Origin of the sequence: Streptococcus mitis bv. 2 str. SK95 (assembly GCF_000222705.1) — a bacterium.
Classification (GTDB): domain Bacteria; phylum Bacillota; class Bacilli; order Lactobacillales; family Streptococcaceae; genus Streptococcus; species Streptococcus mitis_AY.
Window position 1 is genome coordinate 75,146 of record NZ_AFUB01000055.1, and the last position, 20,827, is coordinate 95,972.

Sequence of the window (20,827 nt, forward strand, 5' to 3'; positions counted from 1 at the left end):
TGAGAAAATCCAACTGCCTACTTGAACGATTCTAACTTTCTGAACCCAATCCATATAAGTCCGCGATAATCGCTGCGACCTTTTTAATATCTCCCAGCATTCCTCTCATTTCAAAGTCAGCCAATACAGGGAAACCAAAGCGCTGACTATACTGCTTGGCAGTCAGACAGTATTGGTTATTAAAATTGCGATTACCAGAGCCCACTACACCAAAACACTTACTGGCATTATCCCCATAGGCGATAAAATCACCCACTGGAGTTGTCAGGATCTCAACATCTCCGTTATCCACACCATTTCCACCTTCCAGATAGGTCGGCAAGAAAGCGACATAGGGATGCTCCATTTCAAAGAATTCTTGGCCTTCCTTGACCAAATCCTTGATATGAATCTTTTGGACCTCAATCCCTTCGTACTGGGACAAGAGATAGTCCTTAAGTCGGGTTACAAAACTCTCTGTATTCCCGCTCAAACTGATATAAACTAAGGATATTTTTTTCATGTTGACCTCTATCTTTTATGTTTACGATATAAAAAGAACTAACAAGATTGTAACTTGATAGTTCCCTTTTGTCAATACTTAGGCAGCCTCTTCTGTTTCGACTTCCTCAGACAAATCTTTTTGTTGACGCCACATCTTGTAAAAGACAATGGCAAGGAAGAGGACATTGATAACAACAAATAAAATCGTTGTTCCCTTTCCAAGGACTTCTGTCCCTAGTCGCAAAGTTTCATCACGGATAGCTTGTACAGCATCTTGCATACCCATGTAAGTATAAATCGAACCAACAATGGCAAGCAAAACATAAGCAATGTAAGCATAATTTGCATATTGCAAATGATTACGAACCAAGAGCACAATACCTGCGACTACTAAAATCGCAGATAAAACAATCAAAACGATGTTAACAGTCGAATGCGATAATTCAGCTGTCTTATGTAGATAATTAATCGTATCCTCTAGTTGTTGGGCGCTAGCACCTTGAACTTGAGCTTGACTGGCACCTAGTGTTTCTTTACTAGGAACTGGACTTAGTATTCCAAACAAAGACATAGCTGAAATCAATGCTGATAGAACTAATAAAACCCAAAGATAAATTGGTTTCTTTTTCATAATTTCTCCTCCTTAAGGTATTTTGAATATTATAGCATTTTTTGTATGTAAATACAAGTTTTACAGGGAACTTTCGACTTGTTTGCGATAAGCTTTTGGTGATTTTCCGCACAATTTACGGAAGACCTTGTAGAAATATCCAACATTGCTGTAACCAACAGCATAGCAAACATCTTCAATACTATCATTGGTTGAAAGCAAGAGCTGTTGCGCCGCCTTGATGCGCTGTTTGTTGAGCAATTCTGCGAAGGTTGAGTTGGTTTCTCGCTTGATTAACTGACCGAGGTAGACAGGGTTGATAAAGAGATCTTTGCTGATATCCTTAAGTGATAACTCTTTTTGATAATCACGGCCGATAACCTCTAGAACACTCACCACGTTTTCATTCATGCGGTACTGGCCAAAGAACTTAGTCAAGGTTTCTTTGATGTAGGCAACCAATTCTTCAAAAGAGTTAATAGCATGGATGGCTTTGACAATCTCGGTCATATCATCCGCTTTTAAGTGCTCAAACAAGTGGAAGACATCCATGACAAACTGGGTGAAGAGCTGTTTGGTGATAGCCACGCGCGGTGTGTTCTCTAAGACAACCTTCTCCAGCAGGGTTAATTCCTCGATGATTTGATTGATATTCCCTTGGATAATCACCCGATAAATCGGCTCGTAATAAGCAAACAAACTCTCGGATTTTTCTAGATTAACTGAACCGTAGAAAAGGGCTTTTTCTGCGTTGATCTTCCATTTTTCAAAGGCTTGTTGGTAGGGCGCTTCAAAAGGCGTTACTACGATTCCATCTAGTGGTTGATCAGAGATAAAAATCTGCCAGTCTTGACCTAAAACATAGTAAGGAATAGTGAAGGAGCCTTGCTTTTCCTTGGAAAGACCTATCCACCAGTTGTCTTTACCCGCTAAGAAGTTGATAAAGCCCTCTTCATCCAATTCTTGGCTGAGAGTTTGGCTTTGCTCCACCTTTTCCTGAAGCTGTCTCGCAATTTTTTCTAATAGATGACTCAACTCCACCTTATCCACTGGCTTCACCAGATAATCCACGACACTAAGGTTCATGGCTTTTTTGACGTAATCAAACTCCTGATAACCAGACAGCAAGATATAATAGGTATCTGGAAGCAGCTCCTTCATTTCCTTAATCATCTCAAGCCCTGTCTTATCTGGCATATTGACATCGGAAATGATCACATCTACTGGATTTTCCTTGACATAGTCTAAAGCATCATCAGCGTGATTAGCTGTTGCGACGACTTGCATATCCCATTTTTCAAAGGGGATTAATCGCTTGAGCCCCTCTGTCACCATATACTCGTCGTCTACTAATAAAACTTTATACATTTCCCTTCCTTTCTATTCATTTTGAATAGTAATACGGTAACGAACACCTTCTTGCTCAGCTGACTCTACACTAATTTGGTAGCGATCCCCAAAATAGAGGACAAAGCGTTCGTGTACATTGACTATTCCGATTGACTGTCGCTCTCCGCTATAGCTTGCTTCGTGCTCAAAACTTCTCTGAGTTAGTTTTTCTTGCAAGCTAGCTAGTTTCTCAGCAGTCATCCCGCGACCATTGTCTACTACTAGGATTTCAACAAAACCTTGGCCCTTCAAGACCTTGATGCTGATGACATTATCTGTTCGACGGTGGTCAATACCGTGGGCAAAGTAGTTTTCGACCAATGGTTGGAGCGTAAACTTGGGAATCTTCATATTTTCTAATTCGGGTGCGATCTTAAAACCATAGGCAACTGACTTTGGATAACGCACCATACAGAGATAGCTGTATTTGCGACAAAATTCTAATTCTTGCTTCAGCGTCGTTTCCCGCTCGTCGGAGATATTATTGCGTAGTAAACTGCTAAATTCATAGATAATATCCGCCAGTTCATCTTGGCTTTCCATGACGGCATACATGCGCAGAAACTCTAAAGTATTGTACATAAAGTGAGGATTGATTTGAGCTTGTAAGGCCCGCATATTGGCATCTTTCTGACTGAGCTCCAGCTGATAGATATCATGGATATTTTTTTCCAGTCGATCCAACATATCATTGGTTGTTTCTGCAATGAGGAGCAATTCCTGATCTTTTTCAGAAGTATCGATCCGAAGGCCCTCTTCTCCTTGGGCAATAACCTCAATAGACTCCACCAAATCCACAACCTGCCTTTGGTAATTGGAGAAGGTCTGCCTCAAGGTCACATATAAAATAATAATAAAGAGACCACTCAAACCAACAATGACAGCGGAACTAGTTAAAGTCCCAGTAAGAACAAAATTCTTTGGAACTGCTGATTGGACTTGATAGCCATGTGATGTCAAACCAACAATCCAATTTTCCCGTTCAGCTACTACATTTTCCCCTATATGAAACAATTCAGTATCAAAAGGGGAGGTGATCGTCACGGCCACAGGAATCAGACCGCGAGTATTATCAATTGCTTGGTAAAGTACATCTTGCGATAAAGAAATGTAAATAACACCTAGAGACTGATCGGAGTTAGGATCGAGTACTGGTATGGCAAAACTATTGGCTGCTGGTTTGAAATCCTCAGCAAGAATTTTCTCCCCGCTACGTTTCTCTCTAGTAGAAACGTAGACTTCCTTGTAGTCTTGCAAAACAATTGCAACACCTGTCACAAAGTCATTTCTTACATACAAATCATCAATGTTTTCATACAAGGATACTGAGACATAGGGAGACGCTTTACGTTGCAACAGCCAGTAAAAATAATCCGATGTACTCAGACTAAAATACTTGTAAATCCCCTCTATCCGTGCTCGATTTTCAACCAGTTCCTGCGCTAGCTGAGTCGACTCCCTGTGGTAATATTCAATCTCACTCACTGTCCGAGTCGTTACACGTTGAGCTACTCGCTGGGCTTCTTTTTCACGGGAACTCCAGTCAGCATAGGAGAGCATGACCGCAAAACTTGCAATGATGACAATCATCACCAAGGTATAGATGCGCAAGAGCGAGTGGAGCCAGAACGGCTTCATTTTATTTTGTCGCCAATTTTTCATGGATACTTTCATATACAGGTTCCAACATATCACTGATAAAGAAATGCCACATCCCAATTCCTACGAAGGAAAGCAAGGCGGGCATATAGTAACCAATTCCTACAAGGAGAGCTGACCCGAGTAAAACCTTGGCAATCGCAGGTAAGCTCATGAAAATCCCGATAAGGGACAGTTTCAAAGTGTTTTGGTAGGATAAATCAAAGTACACCTGAAGTTTCAAGGAAACAGTGTAGGCTAGAAAGACAAGAGCAACTACAAGGACATTGAGAAAGGTTGCCAAGAGGTGGAAGATAGTCTGATGAGGCAATTGAACCAAAAGGTACAAACCATAGACTAAGACTAGATCTACAAGTACAAAACTATAGAAAGCTAGGTTACTCTTGACAAAGTTACTCTTATACAATTCCCAAGCTTCTTTCAAACTATAAGCTTGATAAGTATAACCGTGCTCCGCATATAAACTCATAAGGGTTGCGCTAGCTGGTGCCAAACCAAAAACTACACCTCCTGCTAGTGTCAATAACCAGAAAAAAGCCGTCGCAATCATTCCTAAAAAGAAACGATTAAAGACGAATTCTAGAAACTTTCCCATAATATCCTCCTTAAAACAACTATGTAACTATTATATCATATTTCAAACGTTTTCAAAAACATAGAGCACCCATTTACAATCCTCTAAAAGCGTGATACAATTGATTTTGACAGTTTTATATAAGGAGATTCTCATGAAGAAAAATATCTTAACTACCCTCTTAGCCGTCGTTCTCTACTTCCTCTGTCTAGGAATCGGAGTAGTACTTGGACACTTGGTGGATTCAACGGGCAATATGTTCTATGCGCCTGCCTTTTCTGCCCTTGTCGGGGGTAGCGTCTACATGTTTCTTTTGGCAAAGGTTCCTCGTTTTGGAGCGATTACCACTCTCGGACTCTTTATGGCTCTCTTTTTTCTAGCTAGTAAACACGGCGCTGGCGCTTTTCTACCAGCTATCGCCTGTGGTCTTGCAGCAGATGCTATCGCTCGCCTCGGCAACTATAAAGATCGAATTAAAAACACCCTCTCCTTCCTCGTCTTTGCTTTTAGTACAAGTGGCCCTATCTTCCTCATGTGGATCCGTCCCAAAGCTTACGTGGCTACCTTACTCGCTCGTGGAAAATCCCAAGAATACATTGACCGTATCATGGTCGCTCCAGAGTTGGACAAAATCCTTCTCTTTGTCGCAAGCATTCTCCTTGGTGCCTTGATTGGGGCTTTGGTTGGGCAAGCTATTAGTAAAAAGTTTGCAAACAAAATCTAATCACTAAAAAAGAGCCCTTCGGCTCTTTTTATTTATGACTTAATTTCTTAGTCAAGAAATCTCCCAAGAACTGGATCGTAAAGATAATCAAGATGATAATGATGGTTGCTAGAACTGTCACATCGTGATTGAAACGGTTAAAGCCATAAGCGATGGCTACGTTACCAATACCACCAGCTCCGACCGCACCAGCCATAGCTGTTTCACCGACTAGTGAAATCAAGGTCACAGTCGTCACACGAATCAAATCTGGAAGACCTTCCGATAGATAAACCCCCACGATATCCCAGAAAGTCGCTCCACTAGCCTGCGCCGCTTCAATGACACCGCCATCTAGCTCAGCCAAGACGACCTGCACCTGACGGGCAAAGAAGGCAAAGACTGCAAAAGAAAGTGGCACAAGAGCTGCATTTGGACCAATACTAGTCTTCACAATCAAGTGAGAAAGTGGTGACAAGATAGCCAAAAGGATGATAAAGGGAACCGCACGGAAAATAGAGGTAATCTTGTCTAAAATCCAGAAAACGACCTTGTTCTCCAAGACACCGCCTGGCGCTGTCAAGACGAGGAAGAGACCTGCCACCAGCCCCAGGAACCCTCCGATGATGAAGGAAAGAACTGTCATATAAAGAGTTAGGTAGATGGCTGTTCCCCAGCCTGCTTGACCAGCCCAGCCCATTTTATAGACATTTGGTAAGTAAGTTTGAATAAACTCTGTCATTTTACTGTCCTCCCTTCAATACTTTTAACTGTACGCCAGCTTGGCGGATAGCTTCTTGAGCACCTGCTAGCGCTGCTTTTTCTCCTGACAAGACCACAACCAATTCTCCAACGGGAGTGCCATCGAGAATTTCGATATTTCCATAAAGGATATTAGCTGTTACTTGGTAATGCTTGTACAATTCATTCAAAAGTGGCTCGTCTGTCGAAGCCCCTGCATACTTGAGCTGTACTAAGATACTGTTCTCAGATAAGTGCTCTACGATTTCTTGCTTCTCAATCTTGACCATGGCTTCATCAATACCTGTAGCTGTTGAGATAAAGTCCTGGGTCAAAGGTTGTTTAGGGTCTGAGAAGATTTCAAGGACACTGCCCTCTTCAATCAAATGCCCATCCTGCATAACTGCCACACGGTTGGCAATGTCTTTGACAATCTGCATTTCATGCGTAATCAAGACAACTGTCAATCCTAATTTTTGGTTCAAATCTTGCAACAAGGCTAGAATTTGCTTGGTTGTCTTAGGGTCGAGGGCAGACGTTGACTCATCTGAAATCAAGATTTTCGGATCATTTGCCAAGGCACGCGCAATAGCTACACGCTGTTTTTGCCCTCCAGATAGTTGTGAAGGGTAGTTTTCAGCACGATCCGCCAAGCCAACTAAATCCAACAACTTAGCAACTTTTGCTTTCTTTTCTTCCTTGCTGAGTCCAGAGTGCTTAAGGGCAAAGGCTACATTTTCCTCTGCTGTCTTTTGACTCATCAGATTGAAATGCTGGAAAATCATCCCAATGTCTTGACGCTTACGACGCAACTGCTCTGCAGTCAAGGTCACCTTGCCATCAAAAATCACATCGTTATCAATGGTAATTTTCCCAGCAGATGGCTTTTGCAAGAGGTTAATCACCCGTACAAGGGTTGATTTCCCTGCTCCAGAATATCCAACGATTCCGTAGATATCCCCTTCTTGGATGTGAATGGTCACATCCTTGACCGCTGTGATGGTTCTCTTCTTCTGATGAAAAGTCACATCGATCTGATCTAACCTAATAATATCTCTACTCATAGCTTCTAATCAGCTCCTCTACTAATTCAATATGGGTGTAGTAATCTGCGATTCGCACGTTTTCATCTCCACCGTGGTCTCGGCTATTGGCATTCCCTAGACCAAAGGCCACCATGGGTACCTCTAGGGCATCAAAGACCGTATGCATAGGTCCTGTCCCCGCCGTTGTTGGCAAGACTGATACCCCCTGTGGATAGAATTTCTTGGCCAACTCGATCACATTGAGAATGGCTGGCGCGCTCATATCGCTTCGATAGCTCATCTCTCCCAAGGTATAGTATAATTCTACCTTATCAAAGCCATTTTTGTCTAGCTGTTTCCGAATTTTTTCCAGGACATCATGCGGTTCTAGGCCAGGAACCAAACGAATCTCTAACTTGGCACTAGCTTCTGCTGGCAAAATAGTCTTAACACCCTGACCTTGATAGCCAGACTGGATTCCTTCTATATTGAGTGCAGGTTCAAAAAAGAATCGTTTGAGAAAGGCAGCGCGGTCCTCTTGTAAGAGAGGCAATTCCAAGCCGTAAATGCGACTGATTTCCTCAGGATTGCGTTGGGCGTAGGTATCTACCAAGGCTAGTTCTCGTTCATTCGGCTCTTGAACATCCTCGTACAAGCCTTCTACTAAGATACGGCCATCAGCAGCTCGCAGACTACTTAAGGCCTGGATAAGATACCATGGTGCTGACTCCACGACACCACCATAACTCGAGTGGATATCTACATCCGCACTTTTCACCTTGGCATCAAAGGTCACGATTCCCTTGTTTCCACCAGAAATCTCTAACTGCTCCAAGGCGTTCTTTGTACCTTGTTCCCATACCAGCAAATCCGCCCCACGAAGTTTGTCTGCGTGTTTCTCTAAATACTTATCTAGATCCATGGAAGCAGACTCCTCTGCCCCTTCCATGATAAAACTAATATTGACAGGTAGGTCATCATGGTGTTGCATGTATTTTCTCAAAGCGCTCAAACGAGCCGTGATATGCCCCTTGTCGTCGTCAACCCCACGTCCATACATAAAGCCATTTCGCACAGAAAGGGTAAAAGGATCCTCTGTCCACACCTGGTCACCATCCGCTGGCACGGTGTCATAGTGGTTATAGAAGATCAAGGTCTTAGCATCTGGACGCGAACTCTTGAAATGCGTCATGACAAAGGGAGCCGTATAAGTCTCATCAATCTCCACTTCAGCCCCTACACGCTTAAAAATCTCACCCAGATAGTTTGCGACTTCCTTAAGTCCAACCTGCTGGGCAAAGACTGATTTCTTGGAAATTAAGGTGCGCAAGACTTCAAAATAATGTTGAGCTACATGATCCTTCTCAAATTTTTCAATCTGCTCTTGTTCGCTGGAAAAAACCATTTTCTCTCTCTTTCTACTACATACTTGTGTCCTTGGAACAACCCCAAGTGCCTCTTTAAAATCAACTCTCTATACAAAAGTAAGAGGTGGAAACTCTCTCCCACCTCCCTGTGTCTTATTACCAAACTGGTTGGTCCAAACCGTCTGATGTTTCTTCGATAACTTTTTTCACTTCATCAGTGTGGTAAGCCGCGATAATTTTCTTGATGGCATCAGCCTTAGGTGATGATTCCCAATCTTTTTTCGCAACGATGATGTTGTACCATTGTTTTGAGTTTTCATCAGCTTGTTCTTTGAAGAGTGCTTTTTTGTAGTCCAATTTTGCTTCTGTAACGAAGGTATTGTTTACAACGGCAGCATCAACTGATGACAATGAACGAGCCGTTTGGCTAGCGTCCAATTCAGTAATCTTCAAGTTCTTTGGATTTTCTTTGATGTTTGCGATAGTAGCAAGTTCAGTTCCAGAAACATCCAATTTGATCAAACCAGCTGATTGAAGCAAGTAAAGCGCACGGCTTTCGTTTGTAGCATCGTTTGGCACAGCGATTTCGCCCTTATCTGGGATTTCTTCCACTTTCGTGTACTTGTTTTCTTCCCCATTTTTACCTGAGTAAAGGCGGATTGGTGAGATGTACGTATCTGCAATCGCTACAAGGTCTTTCCCGTTTTCTTTGTTCCAGTTGTTCAAGAAGTTGTAGTGTTGGAAAGCGTTCAAGTCTACTTCGCCATCAGCAGTTGCCTTGTTTGGTTGAGAGTAGTCAGTGAACTCTGTGAATTCCAATTTAATACCATCTTTTTTAACCAATTCTTGGATTTTATCCCAACGTTTTTCTTCAGAACCGCTACGGTTAACTGTTGCAATTTTGACAACTGTTTCGTTGTCTGCTTTCTTTTCTGAATTTCCGCAAGCTGCAAGAGTCAAACCTGCGACTGTAGCAAGAGCTGCTACACCGAGCCATTTTTTAATTTTCATGATTCTTTCTCCTTTAAAAATAATACCGTAATAGTATCTCATACTTTATTTGATTTAGCAAATTGTTATTAGATAGGCAGACATATAGTTTGAAACTATATATCCAAAAATTGAGAAATCATCCGCCTTTCTCAGATTGGATGATTTCATACGACTATTTAATATCAGCTTCTGCTGGGAGGTAAGTGTCCCCGAAGAACTGTTTAGACAATTTTTCAAGAGTTCCATCTTTGTAGAGTTCTTGGATGCGTTTGTCTACAAATGATTTCAACTCATCTTGACCTTTAGCAAGAAGCGGGTAAACGTAAGGTTGTTGGTCACTTGGAAGCTCAATCACTTTCAAGTTATCCAAACCTTGGTTTTTGATAACTGTTTCAACACCGATTTTATCAAAAATCTTGTAGTCAAATTGACCATCGCTCAAACGAGACATGATTTGTTGGAAATCAGCCTTGGTGTAGTTAAGAACCGTTGGATTGTCTGCGTGTTGTTTGTTATAGTCTTCCAGTTGTTTAGCTGTTGTTGTTCCTTGAACGACTTCAGTAGACTTTCCACCAATATCATCAAGTGACTTAATACTGTTATCATCTTTTTTCACAACAAGAACATTAGGGTTTTTAGCAGTTGGAGCTGCATAAAGGTATTTTTCAGCACGTTCTTTGGTGTAGCTGATGTTGTTCACAGCCATTTGGTAGCGATCAGCATCAAGGCCCGCAAAGACACCTGACCACTCTGTCTTTTCAAACTTGACATCGTATTTGTCAGAGTCTTTAAAGATAGCACGAACTACTTCAATCTCATAACCAGTCAACTCACCGTTGTCTTCATAGTTAAATGGTTTTGGTGAAGCGTTGGTCGCTACGACAATTTCTTTCTTACCAGGTGTTGCTGCTTCGCTAGATGCGCTATCTTTCTTATCTCCACCTGAGCAAGCTGCTAGCACACCTGCCGCAACGAGTCCTAAGGCAGCAAGAGATGAATATTTGACGATTTTGTTCATGTCATTTCCTCCAAAATAGAATACTGTACTATCTTAACAGAAAATATTTTTTTTCGCCATTATATGATACCTATCTCGGTGATAGGTTTTTCTTATAGCTGATTAAAAGACCAGACGCAAGACTGCAATCAAGACAACTCCAAAGAGAACTGTGCCGACTAAATTGCGATAGCGAAAGGCTACCCAAGCCGTTGGAAAGACTGCTAAAAAGTCTAGCCATTTGATTTGAGGAAAGCTTCCAACCTTACCTGTCACCACGCTTGAAAGGATCAAGGCAAAGATAATGGAAACAGGTAAAAACTTCAAAAAACGCTCAACGATAGCTGGCAAACCCTTGTACTTAACCAAGATGAAAGGAATCATACGAGGAATCCAAGTCACCAATCCTGAGAAAACTACAGCTAATAAAAGATACTTACTGACCATCTAAAACCACCCCCATCGTACAACCAAGTAGTGTTGCAAATAGAACAGCCAGCGACTGGGACACCACTGTCAAGAGGAAAAAGAAAGACACCGCAACAACTGCTAGGATCAGCAGCAGATTGCGGCCAGGAACCCGTCTTTGCATAATCTGAAATTGCGAAGTAAAAATCCCGATAAACATCCCAACAAGTGCAAAGTCTAATCCAAAGACCTCAGGATTTGGAAGAAGGCCACCTAAAGCAGTTCCGACTACTGTCCCCACAAACCAAGCTACATAACTGTTGAGATTGTTCCCATGCATCCACATAGGATTGACCTTGTCTGTATGGGCTAATTCTCCCATCAAAACCCCGTAAGTCTCATCTGTCAAGAGGCTCGACATCCCGATATTTTGCCAGATACTAGTATGACGGAAATAGGTCGATGCATGCAAGCTCAGCAAAAAGAGTCGCAAGTTGATCAAAAAGACCGTCATAGCAATAGCTGCCACAGGCGCTTGTACCGCAATCAGTGCCAACATGGCAAACTGGGCGCTCCCAGCATAAACAAAGAGGCTCATCAAGCCCATCTCAACAGGTGTCACATAGGGCGCGCCAATAATCCCACAAGCCAGGCCAATGCTGACATAGCCAAGGGCAGTCGGCATGGCTGCCTGTACACCTTCCCAAAATCCTTTTTCTTTCATCTCTCTCCTCTTATTCTCTTCCTTTGAGGCTGTTCATGGTCATAGCCACAGCAAGGAATATTATAACACATTCAAAGAAGAGAAAAAAGTTTAGAGTTTGAAACTTAGAGCTAGTAAAAAATGCTGAAATCCCATGAGTGTTATTAATGCATCCTAAACTGATCCACCCGAATAGTATACTTTTTATCTTCAATTTCTTTAGCATCTTCATCTTCTGTCGGATAGATATCAACCCAAAATTCTCTCCTTTGTCCTTTCAACTTGACTTTATAGCGATAGCCGTCATCGTATAGTCCTACCGTCTCGGTAGTTACAGATTGAAAATTCGGAAGAGCTTCAATTTCTTTTTTTATAGTCTGGGATAGATTGTTGAGCACTACATATTGCTCCCCTTTTGAGGCTACAGGAATATGAACTGTCGCTTTTTCCAAGCGATGTGATTTTGAAAATGTGAATCTTGCTCGACCTGTATAACCATTCAAAGCAATATTTTCGTAATCATAGAAAAGGCGTCCCGTTTTATAGAAATAGGGGTCTTCTGCATGCCAAGTATCTCGATAGGCCATCTCTGTTTCCTCCACCACTTCACTAGCCTCTCCAAATACTTCTTCAAAGGATTTAAGAGACATGTCGAATGAAAGTGTTTCAAACAAGACCAGTTGTGTCTGTTTAACATTCTGGCAAGCTGATAAAAGCATGAGTAAAGCTCCAAGAGCAAGCAAACTACTGATTATTTTTGTAAATTTCATATTTCTACTATACAAAAAAACTCTAGAATTGACAAACTTTGATAGAGTCGGATTCCGTGATTAGATTTTAAAAATGCTTCTTTTTGTTTTAAATTGAGCAAGAGTCAGTAACAAACCGTCATAATAAGAAAAAGACTGGGAAGCCAGCCTTATCTATGTGATGTAAAAATTTCTGCTAAATCTAATATCCAAACACCAATAAGCTCACGATAATTAAAAAGCTATTCCACAAGATGTGGAGTGCCATTGACCAATAAATTGAACGTGTATAGCGAAAGAGCATACAGAGTAGCAGACCTGCTCCTGCATAAATGATGAAGTCTGTTATCACCCATCCATATTGCAAAACATGGATAAGACTGAATAGAGTCGAGGAGACAATTATGTCAACATAGTATTTTTTAAATTTAGTTAGGGATGTCATCAGAAGCCCCCGAAAAACCAACTCTTCAACTATAGGAGCAATGAGACTACCGTATAAAATGCGCGTTATAAAGTAACTAATTCCTGTCAAATTAGCTGCTTCTTTCACTATTGCACTCCCATTTTGCGTGCTAGGAAAGATCCGAGTCATTATATTTACCCACAAAAACATCAATATAAAGGAAAGAAAGAAAATACCCAGATAGGACCAACGAAACTGGAATCGACCGTACTCTTTCCAACGTTGACTCTTAACAAGAATCACAGTAGCAGCAATTCCCTCAATCACTATCAATAAAATTTGAATCCCATAAAATCCAAAGTCGGATAATTGGTTCACTGAATCTAATTTTGCTACAAGATTAAAAATCAAGTAATAGGACACAAGCACCAAAATTGTCCCTAAATAAAATTTCGTTTCTTTCCTTTTCATAGTTGATCCTTTTAAGTTTTATTTACGTCTTCTTTCAGCCAAGCCTGCCCAGAGTCCTTTCATCCAATCAAAAGCTCCGTAAGGGCTTGGTCCAATACCACAAACTGACTCAGGAATTTTTTATGTTATAACTAGTATTTTCTTTGTCTAATTAGGATTCTTGAAAAATTTTAAAACAATAAAGGGAGAATCTGGCCAATGCCATTGTAGACTATATGCAATCCAATAGGCCAATAAATCGACTTTGTCACTCTAAATAAGACTGCAGATATGAGACCACCACCCATATAGAAGAAAAAGTCTGTCAAGATCCATCCATGACTACTAATGTGCAAGATTCCAAATAATATAGCTGATCCGAGTACATCCAGTCCCCATTTCTTTCCTTTTTCCAGAGCGATCATCACCAACCCACGATAGATTATCTCTTCAAAAATGGGACCTGCAATCACAGGATAGAAAAAATACATCAAAAATACCGTAGCTCCTGTAAAAGTAGGAACATCCAGTTGATAAGCAATTTCATTTTTGGTAGGCGGAAAAATAAAAAATGTGACGAAATTCCAAATAACAAAAGCTAGGAGAGCTAGGAAGGAATAAAAAAGATAAGCTCCCTTAAATTTCCTACTGTTGATTTTCTGCCATTTCCCTGCTTGAATCATAACAATAATAGCAAGCAGAACCACAAGAAAATTCAACATCATATCCGACAAATAATAGGCAAAGTCAGATAGACCAGCAGCAAGGTCACTGTGTAAAACCAAACGAATGAAGAACTGGTCAGCAATGACAAGTAGAACAGCTATAAAAAAGTAGTAGCGTGAGATTATCTTTTTCATTCTATTTTCTCCTATACTATGAAATAAGGATAGTATAACACGGAAATCACCACATTTTAGAAAATCGCATATTTGACATTTTTTCTTATAGAAATCTCTCATTTGCGATTGTTGACTAATCGATAAGCTCTTTGTATTGCTGCAAACGCAATTTAAAAAGGGCTGTTAATTGAGGATTTTCTAATATTTGTAGAGATTGGATAAAGTGTTCAATCTCTTTTTGATTACTTCCCTTAGTTTGAAGGAAAACACTCATTTTCTTTAAAAATTGCCACAATAATTTCTCAAAAACATCGTATGGACGGAGCATGCTCTCCAACTCAGACTCAAAGATTGGGATGTAAGAGAAAAGCTTACGCTCCATGAACTCTGATATGATATTCAGATAGCCACTTTTCATATACAGTCTATTGTGTGCCAATTCTTTAAATTCCTTGGATTTTTCGAGTAAGGAGGTTGATAAAAAGATCAGATCTTGATTACTCAAGAAGGGCATAGTGTTACAAAATATATAGAGTTCAAACCAGGTCCAAGACTCGATAGCATAAAGGTAGGTGGTCAAAAACTCACGATCCTCCTCTTCGAGCAGATAGCTTTTATCCAAGGAATGGATGGCATCTTTGATCACGATGGCATTCAAACGACGATAGGTCTGCGCTATCTGTTCCTGCTCGATTTCCTCCAACAGTTGCTCTAAACCCGCTATATCTTGATGGGCAAAGCGATCCACAACCTTTCGACCAAATCGCATATGTGGGGATTCTTGATAGTTGTTGAGCTTGTGTCCAAACTCATCGAAGGTCACATTTATCCCTTGGATAGCTAGTATCAGTTTATCCGCAGACAGCATAGACCGTCCCAGTTCAAACTTGGATAACTGGGATGCTGTCAGACCCTCACAAGCCACATCTGACTGCTTGAGTTTCCTCGCCAGGCGCAATTCCTTGTATAATTCTCCCAATTCCTGTTTTTCAATCATGACCAAACTCCCCTTTAAAGATTCCCTTTACTATTCTATTCGTAAAAATTTTTACTTTTTAACATATTATAAAATATTTTAGCAAAAAAGCCAGCTCAAAGCTGACTCTTTATTCTATGGTATCAAAGGCGAGGCTCGGTTTGGCGTTGAGATCCAAGCCTGCAAAGTTTTCTTTGTTCCACTCGCTAACGCTGGCATAGGCAATCATTCCTGCATTGTCTCCGCAAAGTCGTAGAGGTGGGATGATAACCTTGACATCTGTGATTTCGACTGCTAGGCGTTCTCTGAGGCCTTTATTAGCTGCTACACCACCTGCCACGACCAGAGTTTTAACAGGATATTTCTCCAAAGCTTTCTTGGTTTTGGCCATAAGAATATCCATGACTGCTGCTTGGAAGGATGCACACAAATCCTCTGTAGACAGGCTTTCTCCCTTTTGCTCAGCATTATGATGGAGATTGATAAAGGCAGACTTCAAACCTGAGAATGAAAACTCTAGATTGTCCTCCTTAATCATGGCACGAGGGAAATCATAAATATCCTGCCCCTGATGAGCCAACTCATCAATCTCGCGACCTGCAGGATAGGTCAAGCCCATGACACGACCGACCTTGTCATAAGCCTCCCCAACCGCATCATCTCGTGTCTCCCCAACAATCTTGTAATCGCCAGCCTCAGAAACATAGACCAACTCTGTGTGGCCACCGCTGACCAAGAGGGCCAACAAAGGAAACTCCAAAGGCTCCACACTCTGAGCCGCCATGAGGTGGCCAGCCATGTGGTTAACGGGAATTAGAGGCAAGCCATGCGCCCAAGCAAAGGCCTTGGCAGCTGACAAACCAACTAGCAGAGCTCCAACCAATCCAGGTCCATAGGTAACCGCAACAGCTGTAACGTCCTCTTCGGTAATTCCTGCTTCTACTAGAGCCTCCTCGATACAGGCTGTAATGACCTCGACATGGTGACGACTGGCAACTTCTGGCACCACGCCCCCAAAGCGTTTGTGACTCTCAATTTGACTTGCAATGACATTGGACAAGAGCTCATCGTCGTTTTTCAAGACAGCGACACTGGTCTCGTCACAGGATGTTTCAAATGCTAAAATATATCTATCCTTCATCTACTTCTCTCTTCATGATGATGGCGTCCTCGACTGGATCATGGTAGTAGGCCTTTCGCTCAGCGATGACCGCCATCTTTTCTTTCTTGTAAAATGCTTGCGCTCGATGATTTGACTTTCTGACTTCAAGGAAAATTTCCTTATCTGTCGGCAATTGAGCAAACAAGGCTGACGCAATTTCCTGACCCTGATAGACTTTTTTGACAGCGATTTGTAGGACTTCTGCTTCAAAGAGATTCTCCTGCACAGCTAAAATACCTATCATTTCTGCTCCCTCATAAGCCAGAGCATACCAAGTCTGGTCTTGGGACAGGTCTGCTTGGATTTGTTCCAGCGTCCAAGGACTGACTGGGTAAACATCTGCCATGACAGCGTAGATGGCTTGAGCCAGGTCAGGTTGCTGTTGAATTCGTTTGATTTCAATCATAGGCGTTTAATGTAAGACTCGCCAGACTCGGTGTGATTCTTAAGCCAATTTTCCTCAGCCTCAACTCGTTTGAGATAATTTGGCACAAAGTCGTGCAAGGAGGCTGCTTCCCTATCCCAAGCCAAAAGAGCAAGATTAGCTGCATTTGGCAAGGTTTCTTGATAGCTAGCTTGTGGTAGCTGTTCTTGGATCTGCTCCACAAAGGGACCGACTTCTCCGACAAAGGTCACCTGTTCAGCATCCTTGACCTGCTCTAGCACTTCCGCAAAGGACAGGTGTGCTTCTGGCATGACAGGTTTGGCATTTTCATAAAATCCTGCGTAAACATTGTTGCGACGCGCATCCATCAAAGGGACAAACAAGCCTTCTTGTTGGCGTGGTACCAGAGCCAAGAGACTGGACATCCCAACTAACTCAATGTTCAGGGTATGAGCCAAGGTCTTAGCAGTTGCTACCGCAATTCGCAAGCCTGTGTAGCTACCTGGCCCTTCAGCTACCACGATTCGATCCAAATCTTTGGGCGTCAGGTCCAGACTGGCCATCAAAAAATCGATGGCTGGCATGAGGGTAATACTGTGATTTTTCTTGATATTGATTATGGTCTCGGCAAGAACCTGCTTATCCTCTAAAATGGCAAGAGAAAGAGCCTTGCTAGACGTATCAAAAGCTAATACTTTCATAACACATTCCTATCTTTTTGTCTGTTTACTATTATACTACAAAAGCCAACGCATGGGAATTTTCTTTCTTCCCAAACAAAAAGCCCTACCACTTAGACAAAGAGGAAGGCACAAAAATTCAAAAAAATTTTACATTTTTCCTATCTTTTCCGAATAGAAAAGTAACCAAGGCAATTGAAAGGATCTTCGTAAGAAATTTGGATAAGTCATGCTAGATAAAAGGCACATTTTTAGAAGGGTAAATTTTATTCTCTTCATCTCTTACAGTTTGCTCATCATTTTCAATGATTTAAACATAATCGTTACACCCTTACCAGTTGATTCATCTGTTTACATTGTTTTCTTTTTATGCTTCAACTCGATTTTCGATACGAGAAATCATCATCGTAACAATAAAGAGCTCATCTAAAAATAGAAAAATCCGCCCCATCTATCAAGACGAGGTGGATTTTCTTATATTAGATGAATAATTAAGTTTAAGCATTTAAACCGAAGTGAAAAACGAGCCAGACAACATAGGTGACAAGGAGCAGAAATATAGAGTAGAGTGTTACAAAGGTCAGTTTCCAAAGGAATTTTGTTTTTCGGTGCTCTAGATATGTAAAAATAAGATTTCCTCCATAAACACAAGCTACAAAGACTACAAACATCAAGAGGCGAACTCCAATCGCAAATTCAAACAAACTAAACATTCTTAATCCTCCTTATTTTAAAAACTATAGGAAATATTCCCATCCATAAACTTCCCTTTCCATTATAACACCTAAGCGCTCTCCGACCAAATCCTACCTGTCTTTTTGTTCCTTCTTCCCCTCCCGACTTTCTCATTTTCCGTCTTTTACTAATTTTTCATTTTGTGGTATAATTGAAATAATTGTAACGAATCAAGGTCAATCTAGACACAAAATGGAATGAAATCAAGCAAATCTCTACTAAAAGTTTGGAATAAGCTGACCTGTAAAATAGAAAGGAACTATATGATTTACAAAGTTTTTTATCAAGAAACAAAAGAACGTAGCCCACGTCGTGAAACAACACGCTCACTTTACCTAGACATCGATGCCAACTCAGAACTTGAGGGCCGTATCGCTGCTCGCCAACTTGTCGAAGAAAACCGCCCAGAGTACAATATCGAGTATATCGAACTCTTGTCTGACAAATTGCTAGATTACGAAAAAGAAACTGGCGCTTTCGAAATCACGGAGTTCTAATATGGCCTACACTCTTAAACCTGAAGAAGTCGGCGTTTTTGCCATCGGTGGTCTGGGAGAAATCGGGAAAAACACTTACGGAATTGAATACCAAGACGAAATTATCATCGTCGATGCTGGGATCAAATTCCCGGAAGATGACTTGCTGGGTATCGACTACGTTATCCCTGACTACTCTTACATCGTGGACAATATCGACCGCGTCAAGGCTGTTTTGATTACACACGGACACGAGGACCACATCGGTGGGATTCCTTTCCTGCTTAAGCAAGCAAATGTCCCTATCTACGCTGGACCACTTGCCTTGGCTTTGATCCGTGGAAAACTCGAAGAACATGGCCTCTTGCGCAACGCCAAACTTTACGAAATCAACCACAACACTGAGTTGACCTTTAAAAATCTCAAGGCAACTTTCTTTAGAACAACCCACTCCATTCCAGAGCCTTTAGGGATTGTCATTCATACTCCTCAAGGGAAAATCGTCTGTACGGGTGACTTTAAGTTTGACTTTACTCCAGTTGGGGAACCTGCAGACCTGCACCGTATGGCAGCCCTTGGTGAAGAAGGCGTGCTCTGCCTCCTCTCTGACTCGACAAATGCAGAAGTACCAACCTTTACCAACTCTGAAAAAGTCGTTGGTCAGTCTATCATGAAGATCATTCAAGGTATTGAAGGACGTATTATCTTTGCATCCTTTGCCTCAAACATCTTCCGTCTCCAGCAAGCAACAGATGCTGCTGTTAAGACTGGACGCAAAATTGCGGTCTTTGGTCGTTCTATGGAAAAGGCCATTGTCAACGGGATCGAGCTTGGCTACATCAAAGCTCCTAAGGGAACCTTTATCGAGCCAAATGAAATCAAAGACTACCCTGCAGGCGAGGTTCTTATCCTTTGTACAGGTAGTCAAGGGGAGCCTATGGCAGCCCTCTCTCGTATCGCCAACGGAACTCACCGTCAGGTACAACTCCAACCAGGTGATACCGTTATCTTCTCTTCTAGCCCAATCCCTGGAAACACCACTAGCGTCAACAAGCTGATTAATATTATCTCAGAAGCTGGTGTCGAAGTCATCCACGGTAAAATCAACAATATCCACACCTCTGGGCACGGTGGTCAGCAAGAGCAAAAACTCATGCTCCGCTTGATCAAGCCCAAATACTTCATGCCTGTTCATGGTGAATACCGTATGCAGAAAGTCCATGCTGGACTAGCGGTGGATACTGGTGTCGAGAAGGACAATATCTTTATCATGAGCAATGGTGATGTGCTTGCCCTTACTGCAGATTCTGCTCGTATCGCAGGCCACTTCAATGCCCAAGACATTTATGTCGATGGAAATCGTATTGGTGAAATCGGTGCGGCTGTCCTCAAAGACCGTAGAGATCTATCTGAAGATGGTGTCGTTCTAGCAGTCGCAACTGTTGACTTCAAGTCTAAAATGATCTTGTCTGGTCCTGACATCCTTAGCCGAGGCTTTGTCTACATGCGAGAGTCTGGCGACTTGATTCGCCAAAGCCAGCGCATCCTCTTCAATGCCATTCGTATCGCATTGAAAAACAAGGACGCTAGCGTACAATCTGTCAATGGTGCTATTGTCAACGCCATTCGTCCTTTCCTCTATGAAAATACCGAACGTGAACCGATCATTATCCCGATGATCCTCACACCAGATGAAGAAGAATAAATCATAACCACCCGTCTAACGGGTGGTTTGCACTAGGGCTATAAGCCCAAATTACCAGCCAGCACCTAAAGACGCTGGCTTTCACTTTGTTCAAGCCTCATTGCTCTTGACTCGTCACTTGCCTCTTAAAGAGACCTTGGTACTACTTGCCACTATCCCTAAAGGGATCCTCATATTCTTTTACACTTAATTTATCTAGTGCTATATCATGCTTTACTCGTTCTCGAATTTTCATACTCGTGAAGAAATCATCCACTGGATAATTTCTTTAATCTTGAATATATTTCTTAATTGTGGCTTCATTAAGCCCTACTGTGCTCACATAATAACCTTCTGCCCAGAAATGCCGATTTCCAAACTTGTACTTGAGATTAGCGTGTTTATCAAACATCATGAGTGCACTTTTACCTTTTAAATATCCCATGAAACTTGAAACACTTATCCTCGGTGGAATACTTACTAACATATGTACATGATCAGGCATCAAGTGACCTTCGATAATTTCAACACCTTTATAGCTGCACAAACGATGAAATATTTCGCCTAAACTACTTCGATATTGATTATAGATCACTTTTCGTCTATACTTGGGGGTGAACACAATGTGAT

23 protein-coding genes and 1 pseudogene are annotated in these 20,827 nt (G+C 41.7%); 3 read left to right on the forward strand and 21 right to left on the reverse strand.

Annotated features, from left to right (window positions below):
* Window positions 1-31: 31 nt before the first annotated feature.
* The 5 genes from nrdI to HMPREF9965_RS10890 form a co-directional block, all read right to left on the reverse strand.
* Window positions 32-502, reverse strand: coding sequence for a class Ib ribonucleoside-diphosphate reductase assembly flavoprotein NrdI (gene nrdI, locus HMPREF9965_RS10870; protein ID WP_000724245.1), 471 nt, complete (start codon window positions 500-502; stop codon window positions 32-34).
* A gap of 78 nt (window positions 503-580) precedes the next feature.
* Window positions 581-1,114: an ABC transporter permease gene (locus HMPREF9965_RS10875; protein ID WP_000729042.1), complete on the reverse strand. Its 534-nt coding sequence runs from the start codon at window positions 1,112-1,114 to the stop codon at window positions 581-583.
* Window positions 1,115-1,174: 60 nt separating this feature from the next.
* On the reverse strand, window positions 1,175-2,461 hold the full coding sequence (locus HMPREF9965_RS10880) for a response regulator transcription factor (RefSeq protein ID WP_000278910.1): 1,287 nt from the start codon (window positions 2,459-2,461) through the stop codon (window positions 1,175-1,177).
* Window positions 2,462-2,473: 12 nt separating this feature from the next.
* Complete coding sequence (locus HMPREF9965_RS10885) at window positions 2,474-4,144, reverse strand: sensor histidine kinase (protein WP_000800550.1); 1,671 nt, start codon at window positions 4,142-4,144, stop codon at window positions 2,474-2,476.
* Complete coding sequence (locus tag HMPREF9965_RS10890) at window positions 4,122-4,736, reverse strand: YesL family protein (protein ID WP_000514453.1); 615 nt, start codon at window positions 4,734-4,736, stop codon at window positions 4,122-4,124. The genes HMPREF9965_RS10885 and HMPREF9965_RS10890 overlap by 23 nt, the downstream gene beginning before the upstream one ends.
* A 133-nt stretch (window positions 4,737-4,869) precedes the next feature.
* Between HMPREF9965_RS10890 and HMPREF9965_RS10895 the strand changes: the two genes are divergently transcribed.
* On the forward strand, window positions 4,870-5,439 hold the full coding sequence (locus tag HMPREF9965_RS10895; RefSeq protein WP_000739518.1) for an MptD family putative ECF transporter S component: 570 nt from the start codon (window positions 4,870-4,872) through the stop codon (window positions 5,437-5,439).
* Between the two features lie 28 nt (window positions 5,440-5,467).
* On the opposite strand, the gene HMPREF9965_RS10900 is transcribed toward HMPREF9965_RS10895, so the two are convergent.
* From HMPREF9965_RS10900 to HMPREF9965_RS10970, 15 genes are all read right to left on the reverse strand, one after another.
* Window positions 5,468-6,160, reverse strand: a complete 693-nt coding sequence (locus HMPREF9965_RS10900) for a methionine ABC transporter permease (protein ID WP_000134267.1) — start codon at window positions 6,158-6,160, stop codon at window positions 5,468-5,470.
* Window position 6,161: 1 nt separating this feature from the next.
* The gene (locus HMPREF9965_RS10905; RefSeq protein ID WP_000085698.1) at window positions 6,162-7,223 is read right to left on the reverse strand and encodes a methionine ABC transporter ATP-binding protein; all 1,062 of its coding nucleotides are present in this window, start codon (window positions 7,221-7,223) and stop codon (window positions 6,162-6,164) included.
* Window positions 7,216-8,589 (reverse strand): M20 family metallopeptidase, encoded by a 1,374-nt coding sequence (locus HMPREF9965_RS10910; RefSeq protein ID WP_000232092.1) that lies wholly within the window; start codon window positions 8,587-8,589, stop codon window positions 7,216-7,218. The genes HMPREF9965_RS10905 and HMPREF9965_RS10910 overlap by 8 nt, the downstream gene beginning before the upstream one ends.
* Before the next feature lie 118 nt (window positions 8,590-8,707).
* Complete coding sequence (locus tag HMPREF9965_RS10915) at window positions 8,708-9,562, reverse strand: MetQ/NlpA family ABC transporter substrate-binding protein (RefSeq protein WP_000694538.1); 855 nt, start codon at window positions 9,560-9,562, stop codon at window positions 8,708-8,710.
* A gap of 154 nt (window positions 9,563-9,716) precedes the next feature.
* On the reverse strand, window positions 9,717-10,562 hold the full coding sequence (locus HMPREF9965_RS10920; RefSeq protein ID WP_001033979.1) for an amino acid ABC transporter substrate-binding protein: 846 nt from the start codon (window positions 10,560-10,562) through the stop codon (window positions 9,717-9,719).
* Between the two features lie 102 nt (window positions 10,563-10,664).
* Window positions 10,665-10,988, reverse strand: a complete 324-nt coding sequence (locus HMPREF9965_RS10925) for an AzlD domain-containing protein (protein ID WP_000253949.1) — start codon at window positions 10,986-10,988, stop codon at window positions 10,665-10,667.
* Window positions 10,978-11,673 (reverse strand): AzlC family ABC transporter permease, encoded by a 696-nt coding sequence (locus HMPREF9965_RS10930; RefSeq protein ID WP_000659749.1) that lies wholly within the window; start codon window positions 11,671-11,673, stop codon window positions 10,978-10,980. Before HMPREF9965_RS10930 ends, HMPREF9965_RS10925 begins: the two co-directional genes overlap by 11 nt.
* 143 nt (window positions 11,674-11,816) lie before the next feature.
* Window positions 11,817-12,422, reverse strand: coding sequence for a hypothetical protein (locus tag HMPREF9965_RS10935; RefSeq protein WP_000673209.1), 606 nt, complete (start codon window positions 12,420-12,422; stop codon window positions 11,817-11,819).
* Between the two features lie 181 nt (window positions 12,423-12,603).
* Window positions 12,604-13,278: a CPBP family intramembrane glutamic endopeptidase gene (locus HMPREF9965_RS10940; RefSeq protein ID WP_000823100.1), complete on the reverse strand. Its 675-nt coding sequence runs from the start codon at window positions 13,276-13,278 to the stop codon at window positions 12,604-12,606.
* A gap of 170 nt (window positions 13,279-13,448) precedes the next feature.
* Window positions 13,449-14,117 carry a CPBP family intramembrane glutamic endopeptidase gene (locus tag HMPREF9965_RS10945; RefSeq protein ID WP_000720892.1) on the reverse strand — a complete coding sequence of 223 codons (669 nt, stop codon included), beginning with the start codon at window positions 14,115-14,117 and terminating at the stop codon, window positions 13,449-13,451.
* A gap of 115 nt (window positions 14,118-14,232) precedes the next feature.
* The gene (locus HMPREF9965_RS10950) at window positions 14,233-15,096 is read right to left on the reverse strand and encodes an Rgg/GadR/MutR family transcriptional regulator (protein ID WP_000570760.1); all 864 of its coding nucleotides are present in this window, start codon (window positions 15,094-15,096) and stop codon (window positions 14,233-14,235) included.
* A gap of 109 nt (window positions 15,097-15,205) precedes the next feature.
* Window positions 15,206-16,216, reverse strand: coding sequence for a tRNA (adenosine(37)-N6)-threonylcarbamoyltransferase complex transferase subunit TsaD (gene tsaD, locus HMPREF9965_RS10955; protein WP_000655073.1), 1,011 nt, complete (start codon window positions 16,214-16,216; stop codon window positions 15,206-15,208).
* Window positions 16,206-16,643, reverse strand: coding sequence for a ribosomal protein S18-alanine N-acetyltransferase (gene rimI / locus HMPREF9965_RS10960; protein ID WP_000569833.1), 438 nt, complete (start codon window positions 16,641-16,643; stop codon window positions 16,206-16,208). Before rimI ends, tsaD begins: the two co-directional genes overlap by 11 nt.
* Window positions 16,640-17,323 carry a tRNA (adenosine(37)-N6)-threonylcarbamoyltransferase complex dimerization subunit type 1 TsaB gene (tsaB, locus tag HMPREF9965_RS10965; protein ID WP_000865678.1) on the reverse strand — a complete coding sequence of 228 codons (684 nt, stop codon included), beginning with the start codon at window positions 17,321-17,323 and terminating at the stop codon, window positions 16,640-16,642. Before tsaB ends, rimI begins: the two co-directional genes overlap by 4 nt.
* 476 nt (window positions 17,324-17,799) lie before the next feature.
* Complete coding sequence (locus HMPREF9965_RS10970) at window positions 17,800-18,015, reverse strand: hypothetical protein (RefSeq protein WP_000492021.1); 216 nt, start codon at window positions 18,013-18,015, stop codon at window positions 17,800-17,802.
* Window positions 18,016-18,300: 285 nt separating this feature from the next.
* Here HMPREF9965_RS10970 and HMPREF9965_RS10975 point away from each other — a divergent pair, with 285 nt between their 5' ends.
* A complete protein-coding gene (locus HMPREF9965_RS10975; protein ID WP_000639582.1) occupies window positions 18,301-18,534 on the forward strand; it encodes a DNA-dependent RNA polymerase subunit epsilon in 234 nt (77 codons plus the stop codon).
* Window position 18,535: 1 nt separating this feature from the next.
* Entirely contained in the window at window positions 18,536-20,218 is a 1,683-nt protein-coding gene (rnjA, locus tag HMPREF9965_RS10980) for a ribonuclease J1 (RefSeq protein ID WP_000331966.1), read from the forward strand.
* A 142-nt stretch (window positions 20,219-20,360) separates the two neighbouring features.
* Here the strand turns inward: rnjA and tnpA are convergent.
* Window positions 20,361-20,827: pseudogene (gene tnpA / locus HMPREF9965_RS10985) on the reverse strand (IS200/IS605 family transposase); the annotation flags it as partial.

Coding starts and splice junctions, on each gene's coding strand:
- tsaB (WP_000865678.1), bottom strand. CDS start 17,323: ATGAAAGTATTAGCTTTTGATACGTCTAGCAAGGCTCTTTCTCTTGCC.
- tsaD (WP_000655073.1), bottom strand. CDS start 16,216: ATGAAGGATAGATATATTTTAGCATTTGAAACATCCTGTGACGAGACC.
- rimI (WP_000569833.1), bottom strand. CDS start 16,643: ATGATTGAAATCAAACGAATTCAACAGCAACCTGACCTGGCTCAAGCC.
- HMPREF9965_RS10970 (WP_000492021.1), bottom strand. CDS start 18,015: ATGTTTAGTTTGTTTGAATTTGCGATTGGAGTTCGCCTCTTGATGTTT.
- HMPREF9965_RS10880 (WP_000278910.1), bottom strand. CDS start 2,461: ATGTATAAAGTTTTATTAGTAGACGACGAGTATATGGTGACAGAGGGG.
- HMPREF9965_RS10925 (WP_000253949.1), bottom strand. CDS start 10,988: ATGGTCAGTAAGTATCTTTTATTAGCTGTAGTTTTCTCAGGATTGGTG.
- HMPREF9965_RS10945 (WP_000720892.1), bottom strand. CDS start 14,117: ATGAAAAAGATAATCTCACGCTACTACTTTTTTATAGCTGTTCTACTT.
- HMPREF9965_RS10930 (WP_000659749.1), bottom strand. CDS start 11,673: ATGAAAGAAAAAGGATTTTGGGAAGGTGTACAGGCAGCCATGCCGACT.
- HMPREF9965_RS10920 (WP_001033979.1), bottom strand. CDS start 10,562: ATGAACAAAATCGTCAAATATTCATCTCTTGCTGCCTTAGGACTCGTT.
- HMPREF9965_RS10905 (WP_000085698.1), bottom strand. CDS start 7,223: ATGAGTAGAGATATTATTAGGTTAGATCAGATCGATGTGACTTTTCAT.
- rnjA (WP_000331966.1), top strand. CDS start 18,536: ATGGCCTACACTCTTAAACCTGAAGAAGTCGGCGTTTTTGCCATCGGT.
- HMPREF9965_RS10940 (WP_000823100.1), bottom strand. CDS start 13,278: ATGAAAAGGAAAGAAACGAAATTTTATTTAGGGACAATTTTGGTGCTT.
- HMPREF9965_RS10950 (WP_000570760.1), bottom strand. CDS start 15,096: ATGATTGAAAAACAGGAATTGGGAGAATTATACAAGGAATTGCGCCTG.
- nrdI (WP_000724245.1), bottom strand. CDS start 502: ATGAAAAAAATATCCTTAGTTTATATCAGTTTGAGCGGGAATACAGAG.
- HMPREF9965_RS10890 (WP_000514453.1), bottom strand. CDS start 4,736: ATGGGAAAGTTTCTAGAATTCGTCTTTAATCGTTTCTTTTTAGGAATG.
- HMPREF9965_RS10975 (WP_000639582.1), top strand. CDS start 18,301: ATGATTTACAAAGTTTTTTATCAAGAAACAAAAGAACGTAGCCCACGT.
- HMPREF9965_RS10910 (WP_000232092.1), bottom strand. CDS start 8,589: ATGGTTTTTTCCAGCGAACAAGAGCAGATTGAAAAATTTGAGAAGGAT.
- HMPREF9965_RS10895 (WP_000739518.1), top strand. CDS start 4,870: ATGAAGAAAAATATCTTAACTACCCTCTTAGCCGTCGTTCTCTACTTC.
- HMPREF9965_RS10900 (WP_000134267.1), bottom strand. CDS start 6,160: ATGACAGAGTTTATTCAAACTTACTTACCAAATGTCTATAAAATGGGC.
- HMPREF9965_RS10885 (WP_000800550.1), bottom strand. CDS start 4,144: ATGAAAAATTGGCGACAAAATAAAATGAAGCCGTTCTGGCTCCACTCG.
- HMPREF9965_RS10935 (WP_000673209.1), bottom strand. CDS start 12,422: ATGAAATTTACAAAAATAATCAGTAGTTTGCTTGCTCTTGGAGCTTTA.
- HMPREF9965_RS10875 (WP_000729042.1), bottom strand. CDS start 1,114: ATGAAAAAGAAACCAATTTATCTTTGGGTTTTATTAGTTCTATCAGCA.
- HMPREF9965_RS10915 (WP_000694538.1), bottom strand. CDS start 9,562: ATGAAAATTAAAAAATGGCTCGGTGTAGCAGCTCTTGCTACAGTCGCA.